Origin of the sequence: Undibacterium sp. Di27W, from assembly GCF_049340345.1 — a bacterium.
Taxonomy (GTDB): Bacteria; Pseudomonadota; Gammaproteobacteria; order Burkholderiales; family Burkholderiaceae_D; genus Undibacterium.
This window is the reverse complement of record NZ_JBMPOS010000006.1, coordinates 22,756-35,874: the sequence shown is the minus strand read 5'-3', so window position 1 is coordinate 35,874 and position 13,119 is coordinate 22,756. Positions and strand designations below refer to the sequence as shown.

General features: G+C 50.8%; 13 protein-coding genes. 11 read left to right on the top strand and 2 right to left on the bottom strand.

All coding sequences use genetic code 11. The features are described from left to right. Nucleotides 1-22: 22 nt before the first annotated feature. A complete protein-coding gene (locus tag ACO0LF_RS13650; protein ID WP_423014752.1) occupies nucleotides 23-1,153 on the bottom strand; it encodes a GNAT family N-acetyltransferase in 1,131 nt (376 codons plus the stop codon). A gap of 249 nt (nucleotides 1,154-1,402) precedes the next feature. Between ACO0LF_RS13650 and ACO0LF_RS13645 the strand changes: the two genes are divergently transcribed. After that, nucleotides 1,403-2,395: a M28 family peptidase gene (locus tag ACO0LF_RS13645; protein WP_423014750.1), complete on the top strand. Its 993-nt coding sequence runs from the start codon at nucleotides 1,403-1,405 to the stop codon at nucleotides 2,393-2,395. 110 nt (nucleotides 2,396-2,505) lie between these two features. On the opposite strand, the gene ACO0LF_RS13640 is transcribed toward ACO0LF_RS13645, so the two are convergent. Continuing rightward, the gene (locus ACO0LF_RS13640; protein WP_423014748.1) at nucleotides 2,506-3,213 is read right to left on the bottom strand and encodes a Bax inhibitor-1/YccA family protein; all 708 of its coding nucleotides are present in this window, start codon (nucleotides 3,211-3,213) and stop codon (nucleotides 2,506-2,508) included. Nucleotides 3,214-3,608: 395 nt separating this feature from the next. On the opposite strand from ACO0LF_RS13640, the gene ACO0LF_RS13635 reads away from it, so the two are divergent. From ACO0LF_RS13635 to ACO0LF_RS13590, 10 genes are all read left to right on the top strand, one after another. Further along, complete coding sequence (locus ACO0LF_RS13635; protein ID WP_423014746.1) at nucleotides 3,609-5,033, top strand: sodium:solute symporter family protein; 1,425 nt, start codon at nucleotides 3,609-3,611, stop codon at nucleotides 5,031-5,033. A 92-nt stretch (nucleotides 5,034-5,125) separates the two neighbouring features. Continuing rightward, on the top strand, nucleotides 5,126-5,449 hold the full coding sequence (locus ACO0LF_RS13630) for an FmdB family zinc ribbon protein (RefSeq protein WP_423014744.1): 324 nt from the start codon (nucleotides 5,126-5,128) through the stop codon (nucleotides 5,447-5,449). A gap of 63 nt (nucleotides 5,450-5,512) precedes the next feature. Then, nucleotides 5,513-6,115 (top strand): DUF502 domain-containing protein, encoded by a 603-nt coding sequence (locus tag ACO0LF_RS13625; RefSeq protein ID WP_423014742.1) that lies wholly within the window; start codon nucleotides 5,513-5,515, stop codon nucleotides 6,113-6,115. A 61-nt stretch (nucleotides 6,116-6,176) separates the two neighbouring features. Next, nucleotides 6,177-7,979, top strand: coding sequence for an aspartate--tRNA ligase (gene aspS, locus ACO0LF_RS13620; RefSeq protein WP_423014740.1), 1,803 nt, complete (start codon nucleotides 6,177-6,179; stop codon nucleotides 7,977-7,979). Between the two features lie 56 nt (nucleotides 7,980-8,035). Beyond that, complete coding sequence (locus ACO0LF_RS13615; protein ID WP_423014738.1) at nucleotides 8,036-8,824, top strand: CsgG/HfaB family protein; 789 nt, start codon at nucleotides 8,036-8,038, stop codon at nucleotides 8,822-8,824. A gap of 288 nt (nucleotides 8,825-9,112) precedes the next feature. Next, complete coding sequence (locus tag ACO0LF_RS13610; RefSeq protein WP_423014736.1) at nucleotides 9,113-9,592, top strand: cache domain-containing protein; 480 nt, start codon at nucleotides 9,113-9,115, stop codon at nucleotides 9,590-9,592. A 196-nt stretch (nucleotides 9,593-9,788) separates the two neighbouring features. Then, complete coding sequence (nudB, locus tag ACO0LF_RS13605; protein ID WP_423014734.1) at nucleotides 9,789-10,238, top strand: dihydroneopterin triphosphate diphosphatase; 450 nt, start codon at nucleotides 9,789-9,791, stop codon at nucleotides 10,236-10,238. A 19-nt stretch (nucleotides 10,239-10,257) separates the two neighbouring features. Further along, nucleotides 10,258-11,076: an endonuclease/exonuclease/phosphatase family protein gene (locus ACO0LF_RS13600; RefSeq protein WP_423014732.1), complete on the top strand. Its 819-nt coding sequence runs from the start codon at nucleotides 10,258-10,260 to the stop codon at nucleotides 11,074-11,076. Next, nucleotides 11,073-12,236 (top strand): cardiolipin synthase ClsB, encoded by a 1,164-nt coding sequence (clsB, locus tag ACO0LF_RS13595; protein WP_423014730.1) that lies wholly within the window; start codon nucleotides 11,073-11,075, stop codon nucleotides 12,234-12,236. Before ACO0LF_RS13600 ends, clsB begins: the two co-directional genes overlap by 4 nt. Beyond that, on the top strand, nucleotides 12,233-13,054 hold the full coding sequence (locus tag ACO0LF_RS13590; protein WP_423014728.1) for a DUF429 domain-containing protein: 822 nt from the start codon (nucleotides 12,233-12,235) through the stop codon (nucleotides 13,052-13,054). Before clsB ends, ACO0LF_RS13590 begins: the two co-directional genes overlap by 4 nt. The last annotated feature ends 65 nt before the right edge of the window (nucleotides 13,055-13,119 follow it).

Below are 13,119 nucleotides of genomic sequence, written 5' to 3'. Positions count from 1 at the left end.
TCAGCTTATCGGCAAGGATGGCTTATTCTGACTTTTGTCCGGCCCAGCTCCTGCGCAGTTTGCGCATCTTCAAAATACTGTTGCCCAGGTTTCTGCGCCAGGCATTGTTTTTCACGCACTGGTATTCCACATAATGGGTGACGCTTGGTCCCCAGCGGGTTTTCGAGACATCTTCACCGACAGACAAATTGATGCGCTTGAAATTTTGTGTGTAAGACCATTGTATGATTTCGGCCAGCAATGTAGTCATGACGCTGTAGCGGGCGAACTGCAAGTCATAGCCTGAATAATATAAATATAGCTCTTCACCCATGGCAAAGCCCAGGCGCATGGCGACTACGCGGCCATCCAGTTCCAGGCAAAACAATTGCATGCGGCTGGCAAAGTCGCTCTCCAGCAAGGCCGCCATGAAGGCGCGGTGCTGGGGATCTGCAAAGTAATCAGGGTGTTCTACGGTATTGGTGGCACCGGCGCGGGCGGCGTGCAGAGCATAGAAATCATGCAAGCGGGCTCGTATCTCCGCTGCGCCTTGCCAGACTTGCAGACGTACTGGCAGATTGTCGCGTGCCAGCGAGTTATAGCAATGGCGCAAGGACTCCTTGATATTACGCTTGAGCCCGCTCTTGAAACTGGCCCAGCTATCGCCCAGGTGCAAGACGAAATTGGGCACATCCCTGGCTTCCAGTGGATGAACCGCCGCATTGCTGGCCAAAAAATGGGCTGCATGCTGTTTGGTATGGATGACCTGGAACTCGGTCAGGCCAAAGGTTTCTTGTCTGGACAAGTCTTCCCACTGCTGCAAGATGGTTTCATCGTAGGCAGGCATGGCCAGCGGTATGCGTATCTCAGTCAGATTGGGGTCAGCACCAAAGGGGCGCACATAGCGATACATGAACAGGCTATGCAAGCCTACATGGGTATTCGTCAAAGGCATGACGGCGACCAGTTGCCCTTCATCGTACAAGGTACAGATGGCCAACTCATCCTTGTGATACCACGAAGCATCGGAGAATATCTTCCACCAGGCCCGGTTCCAGTCATAGGTCTGGAAGGGCAAGAGTTGTGGTACTTGTGTTTCCAGCAGACGCCATGAAGCCGCCAGGGCTTCAAACTCTTTTTCTGTACTAACGACAAGTTTTTTTAAATTCGACATCTAGCGATAAATCTGGTGATACGCATGCACAGGCTAAAAAGACTCGCTGGGACAATTGTTAAATACTTTGTCGCAAAAAAGTCAGGTTGGGGTTTATCCCATGGAATGCGGCTAATTGCAAGCCTGCTCAGGCTTATATGCTGGTATTAGCGCATTTTTATAAAGGATATATGATATTTTATACAATAAGAACTTAAGTTCATGTCAGCTTGTCTGATACTTGTCATTTCTTATAACAGTTGAAAACCCATGCTGAAATTTGCAAGAAAATTAAAAACTTTACTCCCTGTCGCCTTCCTCAGCCTGACTCATCTGCCCATGCAGGCAGCTGAACCGGCGCAGGCCATGCTGGATGTCAGCAAGCTGGCCAGTGAAGAAATGGCAGGCCGGGCGACGGAAAGCAAGGGCAGTGCACTGGCGCGTGATTATATAGTCAGCCGCTTACAGCAAATAGGGCTGGCACCCTGCAAGGATGGCTTTGTCCACGAATTTGAATTCCAGACCCGCCAGGGTGTGACGCGCAAGGGCCAGAATATCCTGGCTTGCCAGTCTGGTAGCATGGCAGGGCATGCGACAGCCCCACTAGTAGCCATTACCGCCCATTACGATCATCTGGGTGTACGTGATGGCAAAATTTTTTATGGTGCTGACGACAATGCCTCAGGTGTGGCAGCGGTATTGGCGATTGCCGATACCATGCAAAAGCAGCCACCGCAGCACGATGTCATGTACATCCTGTTTGATGCAGAAGAGCTGGGCCTCAGTGGCTCTCACGCTTTTGCCGCCAAACCTGTCGTTGATCTCGGGCGCATAGGCGTCAATATCAATTTTGACATGATAGCCCGTGGTGACAAGGGGGAACTGTATGCCAGTGGCGCTTACCATACACCAGCCCTCAAGGACTTGTTGCTGGGCCTGGATGGTACGCAGGGTGTAAAACTCAAATTTGGCCATGACAGGCCAGAGCAGGGGCAGGACGACTGGACCAGACAATCAGATCACTTACCCTTTTTTCTGGCAGGCGTCCCGCATATTTATTTTGGGGTGGAAGATCATGCTGACTACCATCAACCCAGCGATACGGCAGACAAGATCAATCCGCAGTTTTATCTGGGCGCAGTGGATTTGTTGACCAGGGCCAGCTATCTGCTGGATCAGGCCATGCTGACGACGGACTTTCGCTTGAAGAATAAAGCAGGGCAGACCGCGGCTTTGGAAGAAGCGGGCAAAGGGAGTAAATGAAGGGAATAAGTAAAACCAGGGAGGTAAATCTGATTCCAGCCCGCAAAATGCAGGCTGGAATGAAAGAATTGCTACTGAGTTAAATCACTGCTTCGTTAGACAGAGTAAGCTTAGTCGCGTAATTTCATGACAATACGCAAGACATACCAGAACAGCAGGGCGACGGAAGCAAACAATTCCAGAGACGCGCCGACATAACGATCTTCAGGATAGTGATGAATGATATTGGAAGCATCGTACAAGATAGATGCGCCAGCAACAGCTACCATCGCTACGCTAAAGAGCAAACCAAGCTGGAAGCCAAAAATCATACCGCAGGCGATCAAGACCAGAGCTACCAGGCCACACCATTTCAAGATAGCGCCAAGGAAAGAAAAGTCTTTCTTGGAGACATAAGCCACACCGACCAGGCCGACGGTTGCCAGCACTGTTACCAGGCCAGCAGTGGCGATGGCACCAGGCGCTACCTGATTGGCGATGTAAAGCATGGGGACGAAGATAATTGCTTCTGCAATAACATAAGCACCCAGTGCCGCATATTGCAGAGGCAGGCTTTCTACCGTATGTGCTGCACGGGATGCCAGCCAGCCTATCAGCATGAATGCGCCAAGGATGAGAAACCATGGCAAATGACGCATGGCTTGTGCCATGACCTCGGCCATGCCGGATTTAAATAAAATGACTTCAATTGCGGTGAACGCCAGAATTGCGCCACCAAGGTGATTAAAGGTTTTGCTGATAAAACGCTCACGCGCTGGTCCGTAACCTTGCTGGGTGTTTGCCAGTTCCATGGATGTTCCTATCGAGATATGCTGCATGCGCTTTGCGCAACTCTGCCGCTGGGATTAATGAATAAACCTGCAACTAATGCAAGTTACAAGCTGTTTTGGATTTTATATGAATAAGATGGCGGAAACATACCAGAGTTTCAAAGTGTTGCAAATTGTTGTTGAAATAAAAACTATTTGATTTCCAGTGATATTTCTTTGTGGAAATTTCATGAATGGCGTTTTCTGAGCGGAATTTCTTAAGGAAAGCCCGCATACCCCGGTACATTTCGATACATAAGGCTTTTAGCGTGTTTTTTACACAAATAAGCCTGGTACATGCGAGAAAATTGCCTCTTCGCTACACAAACTTCGTGTAACTTACGTCTATAATGCCCGCAGCAAAAAAAGCGGGTTTTTTATTGACATCATTGTACGTTTCTCCCATGAATACACTCATCTGGTTCGTCATCCTGTACTGGGTCATCTCTGTTGGCATAGGTTTGTATGCCGCCCGTTATGTCAATAACTCCAAGGATTATGCGGTAGCAGGCCGCTCCCTGCCCATGTATGTGGTGACTGCAACGGTATTCGCCACCTGGTTTGGCTCGGAAACCGTGCTGGGTATATCTTCCACCTTCGTCAAGGATGGTTTGAAGGGCGTGGTGGCTGATCCTTTTGGTTCTTCCCTGTGTCTGATCTTTGTCGGCCTGTTCTTCGCGCGCCCGCTGTACCGCATGAACTTGCTGACCATCGGTGATTATTACCGCAATAAATTTGGCCGTACTGCCGAGATTTTGGTGACCCTGTGTATTGTGGTTTCTTACCTCGGTTGGGTGGCAGCCCAGATCAAGGCCCTGGGCTTGGTGTTCAATGTGGTGTCAGGCGGTTATATCACCAACGAAGTTGGCATGATGATAGGTGCTGGCAGCGTGCTGATCTATACCCTGATGGGGGGCATGTGGTCGGTGGCGATCACTGACTTTTTGCAAATGATCATCATCGTCGTTGGCATGCTGTATATAGGCTGGGAAGTCTCAGGCATGGTGGGTGGTGCCAAAGTGGTCATAGAACATGCCGCAAATGCAGGCAAGCTGGAATTCTGGCCCAAGCCCACTGCCAAGGAGTCACTCTGGTTCTTTGCCGCCTGGATCACCATGATGCTGGGCTCGATACCTCAGCAAGACGTATTCCAGCGCGTAGCTTCTTCCAAGAATGAAAAAATTGCCGGTAATGCATCGGTATTGGGCGGCGCCTTGTATTTCTGCTTTGCCTTCATTCCCATGTTCCTGGCGTATTCAGCCACCCTGATCGACCCCAAGATGGTCGAAAGCCTGATAGACAAAGACCCGCAACTGATTTTGCCCACCCTGATCATGACCAAGGTGCCCATGCTGGCCCAGGTAATGTTCTTTGGTGCCTTGCTGTCAGCGATCAAGAGCTGTGCCAGCGCAACCTTGCTGGCACCTTCAGTGACCTTTTCTGAAAATATCCTGAAACCTTTCTTCCCCAAGCAAAGTGACAAGCAATTTCTGTTCATGATGCGTGTAGTAGTGCTGGTATTCACTGCAATTATTACTGTTTTTGCCATGAATACTGAATCCAGTATTTATAAAATGGTGGAAAACGCCTATAAAGTGACCCTGGTTGCCGCTTTTGTACCGCTATCGTTTGGCCTGTACTGGAAGCGTGCTACTACTCAGGGCGGTCTGGCATCCATCATCCTGGGTATAGTCTGCTGGGTCAGCATGGAAGTTTTTGCACCCGAAGGCTTGTGGCCGCCACAACTGGTGGGCGTACTCATGAGTGTGACAGGTATGATAGCCGGGTCTTTGCTGCCGCAATTTGTCCGTAAGCCCTTAGCTGTTTGACCACGGCTAGAGTTTCGGCATGATGCAATGCGCAAATTCTGATCAAAAACCTTTATAATTCAGGGTTTTATCAGTTTTTTTAAGGCTACACCATGCCGATTTATGCTTACCGCTGTGAAGAATGCGGGTTTGCCAAGGATGTATTGCAAAAGATGTCCGAAGATCCGCTCAGTGTCTGTCCGACCTGCGGCAAATCTTCTTTTCGCAAGCAAGTGACCGCTGCTGGCTTCCAACTGAAGGGCTCGGGCTGGTATGTGACGGATTTCCGCGGCGGTTCGGGCGGCGCTGCAGCTGCACCGGCGACTGAAGGCGGAGCGGCTGCATCCACAGCAGCAGCACCAGCGGCAGAAACCAGTACAACTGCTGTGTCTGCTCCCGCAGCAACGCCAGCAAGCGATGCAGGCAAAGCTGCCTGAATGACCCTTAATGCCCCTTAATCCTTTATCATTGTCGTTTCACTCAGAAAACTTGCGATTACCATGCGTAAATACTTTATTACTGGCTTGCTGATTTTAGTACCTCTGGCGATCACGCTATGGGTGCTGCATGCCATTATCAGTACCATGGACCAGTCCCTGTTACTGTTGCCAATTGAATGGCGTCCAGAAAAACTGGTGGGTTTCAAGGTGCTGGGCATAGGTACGATCCTGACCTTGCTCATTGTCTTTGTGACGGGTTTGCTGGCCCAGAACTTTATTGGTAATTACGTCATCAGAGCCTGGGAAAGTCTGCTGCAACGCATTCCTATCGTCAGCTCCATCTATTCCAGTGTGAAACAGGTATCTGATACCCTGTTTTCATCATCCGGCAATGCCTTCCGCAAAGCCGTGCTGATTGAGTATCCGCGCCGTGATTGCTGGACCATAGGTTTTCTGACCGGTGTACCGGGTGGTGATGTCGTCAATCACCTCAAAGGCGATTTCGTCAGCGTATATGTGCCGACTACGCCGAATCCGACTTCCGGCTTTTTCCTGATGTTACCCAAGGATGAAGCCATAGAGCTGGACATGAGTGTTGATGCCGCACTCAAGTACATTGTTTCCATGGGCGTGGTGGCTCCCGAGCATCTCCCCACCAAATAAATGATGTGGTTATCCACTGCATCAAATCATTTTTAATTTTGAATACAGACAGGTAAGAAATATGTCCATGCGTACCCAATACTGCGGCCTCACTACTGAGGAATTACTCGGCCAAACCGTCAGCCTGTGTGGCTGGGTGCATCGTCGTCGCGATCACGGCGGCGTGATCTTTATTGATTTGCGTGACCGCGAAGGTCTGGTGCAGGTAGTTTGCGATCCTGATCGCGTTGATGTATTTAAAGCGGCTGAATCCGTACGCAATGAATTCTGCCTGCGCATTACTGGCCTGGTACGTGCCCGTCCAGATGGTACTGGCAACAGCAATCTGAAATCCGGCAAGATCGAAGTGCTGGCGCATGAAGTGGAAGTCTTGAATCCTTCCGTCACGCCACCGTTCCAGCTCGATGATGACAACCTGTCTGAAACTACACGCCTGACTCACCGAGTATTGGATTTGCGCCGTCCGCAAATGCAAAACAATCTGCGCCTGCGTTACAAGGTAACGATGGAAGTGCGCAAGTTCCTCGATGCGAACGGCTTTATCGATATCGAAACACCGATGCTGACCAAGTCCACGCCTGAAGGCGCACGTGACTATCTGGTGCCATCCCGTGTTAACGCTGGTAACTTCTTTGCGCTGCCACAATCCCCACAATTGTTCAAACAATTGCTGATGGTGGCCAACTTTGATCGTTACTACCAGATCACCAAATGCTTCCGTGATGAAGATTTGCGTGCTGATCGCCAGCCAGAATTTACCCAGATCGATTGCGAAACTTCTTTCATGAATGAGCAAGAGATTCGCGACATGTTTGAAGGCATGATACGCCTGGTCTTCAAAAACACGCTGGATATCGATCTGCCAAATCCTTTCCCTGTCATGGAATTTGCTGAGGCCATGGGTCTGTATGGTTCCGACAAGCCAGACATGCGCGTCAAACTGCAATTCACAGAATTGACAGACGTCATGAAAGACGTGGATTTCAAAGTATTCGCTGGTGCAGCCAACATGGCCAATGGCCGTGTCGTCGGCTTGCGCGTACCTGGCGGCTCCAACATGCCACGTTCAGAGATCGATGCTTACACACAGTTTGTTGGTATTTACGGTGCTAAAGGCCTGGCTTACATCAAAGTCAATGACAAGGCACAAGGTCGTGATGGCTTGCAATCTCCTATCGTCAAGAACATCCATGATGCAGCATTGGCACAAATCCTGGAACTTACAGGCGCACAAGATGGCGACCTGATTTTCTTCGGTGCTGACAAGGCTAAAGTCGTCAATGACGCGATCGGTGCATTGCGCGTGAAAATCGGCCATAGCGAATTCGGCAAAGCCAATGGCTTGTTTGACGACGTATGGAAACCATTGTGGGTAGTTGACTTCCCTATGTTTGAACATGATGAAGAAAACGACCGCTGGACAGCAACTCATCATCCATTCACGGCACCAAAAGATGGCCATGAAGATTTGATGGAAACAGATCCAGGCAAGTGTATCGCCAAGGCCTACGACATGGTCCTGAATGGTTGGGAACTGGGCGGCGGTTCTGTCCGTATCCACCGTGCTGAAGTACAAAGCAAAGTATTCCGTGCCTTGAAGATTGATGACGCAGAAGCACAATTGAAATTTGGCTTCTTGCTGGATGCATTGCAATACGGCGCGCCTCCACATGGTGGCCTGGCTTTTGGTCTGGACCGTATCGTCACCATGATGACAGGTGCAGAATCCATCCGTGACGTGATCGCCTTCCCGAAAACCCAGCGTGCCCAATGTCTGTTGACACAAGCACCGTCTGAAGTCGACGAAAAGCAATTGCGTGAACTGCATATCCGTTTGCGTGCAGCAGAACCAAAAATCGCGTAATTCTTCATCCGCAAGGACGTATTAATGAAACTGACAACAGTGAAAAGAGTATGCAAGTGAATAACAAGACAGCCTTATTTTTATTGTTGAGCAGCAGTTTGTTTCTCGCCGCTTGCGGAGAAAAGAAAACCGAACTGGGTGAAGGCTCTTCTGAAGTGACAGGCGCTGCCGGTCCTGCTGGTGCCAAGGGTGCCAGCAAGACCCTGGTCAAGTGTGATGCGCCTGTGGCGACCCTGTCATTGGTCGAGAACCCGAATGGCTACACTATGAGCAGCCAGTACAATCTGCCTTCTTCGCCTGTGCCTTTGATACGCTTGCTGGCACAGCAAAGCGGCTGCTTCCGCGTGGTGGACCGTTCTTCGGGTTTGAAGGCCGTGATACAGGAACAGGAACTCAAGGACCAGGGCATCATCCGTAAAAATTCTACGGTGGCCAAGGGCAAGGGCTATGAAGCGCAATACACGATTACCCCCAGCCTGACTTTTTCTGAAAGCAAGGCAGGTGGCGGTATAGGTGCCATCATGGGTATGATCCCTATCCTCAGGAATTTCACTGGCTATGCAGAGAAGGTCAGCTTCAAGGAAGCGCAGGTAGTTTTATTATTGACCGATAATGAAACCACCGAGCAACTGGCGGCTGCCACCGGTTCTGCCAAGACGACAGATCTGGGCATGGGCGGCCTCAGCTTTGGTGCTGCCGGCGGTGGCTTTGGCGCAGGCTGGAGTAATACCAATGAAGCCAAGGTGATTGTTGCCGCGTTTTTGGATGCACACAATAAACTGGTGCCACAGGTCCGGCAATTGCAGGAAAAAGAAATGCCGCCTGCAGTGCCGGTGAAAAAGTAAGTCTTCATTTGCGTTGTTATTTGTTAGACCTAAAAGGCCTGCTCTGCAGGCCTTTTTTTATATTTGCTGCGTTGCATAAAAGATTCAGACTGCACAGCTTTGCTTGCTGACAGTCGTCCATCTCAGATTAGTTTGTTCTTTATCTATGGCAGCGCAGCAAGTATCCCTCAATGTCAACTCTTGTTGCAAAAATGAAGCTGCGCCAAAAAACTGCTATAAAGAAACAAATTGCTAGTGCTGGCCTACTTGCCGTATGGGTAAGTGTTCACTTTTTGAGGGGAAATGACGATGCATCAGTTTAAAAAAATATTGCCGCTGGGTTTAATAATTGCTGCATGCGCGGCACCGGTTCTTGCCGCAGGTGAACATGGTTCAGAGGCTGAAGCGCAGGACATGGTCAAAAAAGCCGTGGCCCTGGTCAAGTCAGCTGGCGCAGAAAAAGCCTACAAAGTGTTCATGGACCATCCTGATGGCGCATTCAAGGAAAAAGACTTATACGTCTTTGTATATGACTTTGAAGGCAATTGCCTGGCGCAGGGTGCGAATGCAAAAATGGTAGGTAAAAACCTGATGACCATGAAGGATGTAGATGGTAACGCCTTCATCAAGGGCATGATAGACCTGGTGAAAACCTCGTCAAAAGGCTGGTATGGCCCTTATAAGTTCAATAATCCTGCGACGCAGGGCTATGACCTGAAACGTTCATATTGCGAGCGCGGCGTTGGTGACAGCATGGTTTGCGTGGGTACTTACTTCGAGAAGAAATAAATATCACTGACCAGACAGGCGAAAATATTTCAAGGCAGCGTTGCTCTGTATTAAGCTACGTTGCTCTAGTTTTAGCGGCATTCTATTGAGTATATTGCTCAGGGAGTGCCGTTTTACTTTGCGGTATCAAATATGGATGAGCCAAAGGCGTTAGAATGGTGGTTTTGAAAACACCGGATCATCATTTCGGCCTGGCATGTCAACGCATAAAATCCCTGAATCTGTCCTGGTAGTTATTTACACCGCCGCACTTGATGTTCTCTTGCTGGAACGCGCCGACAAGGCTGGATTCTGGCAATCTGTCACTGGGTCGAAAGATACCGTGGGCGAGGCCTGGCAGACCACCGCCATCCGTGAAGTGGCTGAAGAAACCGGTATTAATGCCTTGCAATTCGACTTGCAAGATTGGGGTCTGACCAATATATATGAAATCTACCCGGTGTGGCGTCATCGCTATGCGCCGGGTGTGACGCAAAATACCGAGCATGTGTTTGGCCTGTGTGTCAGCCCCGATGTAACAATCAGGCTGGCACCGCGTGAACATCTGCAATATCTGTGGTTGCCATGGCGGGATGCAGCGGATAAATGTTTTTCCGCATCGAATGCCGAAGCCATACTGCAACTACCGAAGCTGATCGAGGTTTAACAAGCTAAAGGGAGTCACCATGAAGCTGCGCATTGCCACCTACAATATCCATAAGGGCGTCAGTGCATTTGGCCGCAAGGCCCGCATCCATGGCATCAAGGAAGCGATAGATTTACTCGACGCCGACCTGGTATTTCTGCAGGAAGTGCAGGGCCAGCATGACCTGCATGCAGAAAACCATACCCTGTGGCCACAAGAGAGTCAGCATGACTTCCTGGCCGGGCAATCTCATCAGGCTGTATATGGCATGAATGCCGTCTATGAACACGGCCACCATGGCAATGCCTTGTTGAGCCGCTACCCGATTGCCTCATTCACCAATCATGATGTATCAGACCACGCCTACGAGCAGCGCGGTATCCTGCATGCCATCGTACAGATAGACAAAGTCCAGGTACATTGCTTCGTCATTCATCTGGGCTTGTTTGCAGGCAGCCGCCGTCGGCAGATACAGGCACTGATCAACACCATCAAACAAGACTTGCCCGCCAATGCGCCGCTGGTGATCGCTGGGGACTTCAATGACTGGAGCCAGCGCCTGAGCCAGACCCTGTACCAGGAACTCGGCGTCATTGAAGCCTTTGATGTCGAGGCTCAGGGGCCTGCATCACGCTTTTCGCTGAAGGGTATGCGTAAAATACTGGGCAAGAAGAACACTGGCGGACATGCCCGCACCTTTCCCGCTGGCTTGCCCTGGTTATGTCTGGACCGCGTCTACCTGCGTGGCTTCAAGGTTGAAGAAGCACGTGTCATGAAAGGTGCACCATGGACCACCTTATCGGATCATGTGCCGATTACCGCCAGCCTGGAATTGCTGGGCCAAGTTGAAAGCACATGAGAAAGCTGCATTTCATTGAAGGCAATGATGTCGAACTCTTGCATAGCGGAGCACAATTTTTTCCGGCCCTGATTACTTCAATAGAGCAGGCGCAGCATGAAGTCTATCTGGAGTCTTATATCTTTGCGACCGACCAGACGGCACAGGCTGTGCAAGCTGCATTGGTAGACGCTGCCCGGCGTGGCGTGCAAGTCCGGGTAGTCATAGACTGGATAGGTAGTGATAGAAATGTGGCACTGGACCTGACCCAGCGCTTCAATGAGCAGGGTGTGGCTTGTCGCTGCTTTAACCCCTGGTTCAAACGCGGCCTGGCACGCACCCACAGAAAAATCCTGGTCGTTGATCAACAAATCGCCATCGTCGGTGGCTTGAATATCATCGATGACAATATTGCCGATGATGGCTCTGGCCATGTACTCCCATTTCCACGCTGGGACTTTGCCGTCAGCGTGACCGGCCCTCTGGTTGCGAATATCCATCAGGAAGTCGCGGCACAATGGCGCAAGCTTGGCAAACTTGGTTTGCGCACCCGTCTGGCATTGATGAAGCATCTGCGTGCTGATGCCAAAATCGCCGGTAAGCAAATCACCGCAGCGGCGCTGGTGGTGCGCGATAATTTGCGTAACCGCGCCACCATACAACGCGCCTATTTGCAGGCACTGGGTATGGCAAGATCACGCGCCATCCTGGTGACGCCTTATTTTGCACCCGGCAGAAAATTCCGCCGTGCCCTGGTGTCTGCGGCTACTCGTGGTGTCGATGTCGTGCTCTTGCTGGGGGTAGGTCAATTCGCTCTGCAGGATGCCGTGTCGCAGTCTTTCTATCCCAGGTTGCTGGCAGCAGGCGTGCGCATCGTTGAATACCGCAAGACACAATTGCATGCCAAAGTTGCCGTCATTGATGAAGACTGGGCAACGGTAGGTTCCAGCAATTTTGATGGCCTCAGCCTGTTCGTCAACCATGAAGCCAATGTCGTTATCCGTGACAAGATCTTTGCCGCCAGTCTGGCGCATGAGCTGGAACTGGGCATTGCCGATGGCATGGAAATCCAGGCCGAAGATGTACACAAGAAAGCCTGGTATAGGCGAGCCTGGCATGGCGTGGCCTATCTGATTTACCGCGGCCTCATGCGCGTCGTCACTTTTGGGCATTACGGATGAAATTGCTTGGCGTGGATTTCACTTCGGCTCCGTCGCGCCGCAAAGGTATTACGATTGCCAGCGGCCAGATGCAAGGCGATGTGCTCTGTCTGGAATCCCTGCAAACACTCAGCGACTTTACTGCTTTTGATAACTGGCTCATACAGCCTGGCCCCTGGGTTGCCGGTTTTGACTTGCCATTTTCTCTACCGCGCGAGCTGATTGAACATTTGCAATGGCCAGGCAACTGGCCAGACCTGATGCGCCATCTGCAAACACAGACACGCGCAGAATTGCGCCTGCAATTCAAGGCCTTTTGCGACGCCCGCGCCAGCGGCAATAAATTCGCCCACAGGGCAACAGATATCCCCGCCGGTTCTTCGCCTTCGATGAAATGGGTCAATCCACCGGTCGCCTATATGCTGCATGCGGGTGCTCCACGCTTGCTGGACGCTGGTGTCAGCATCCCTGGCATGTGCGAAGGCGATCTGCAACGCATCGCCCTCGAAGCCTACCCCGGCATGGTGGCACGCAGCATCACCAAAGCCTCGTATAAAAGCGATGACAAGAACAAGCAAACACCAGCACGCCAGCAAGCCCGCGAGTTGATTGTTGCTGCTTTGGAAGCAGGAGCAACACCCTGGGATATCAAGCTGGATCTGGGAATCTACAAGACAGAACTCATAGCAGACGGCAGCGCTGATCTGCTTGATGCTGTGTTATGCATGTTGCTGGCAGCCTGGGCCTGGCAAAGACGAGATCAGAATTATGGCTTGCCAGAATTTGATGCGCTGGAAGGCTGGATAGTTGGCAGTGATGTTGATAAGTTGGCTAGTTAAATCCCCATCGCACAAGCTAAAAGGCAATGTTAAACTACGCGCCTCGTATAGCAAAAACTGATGCT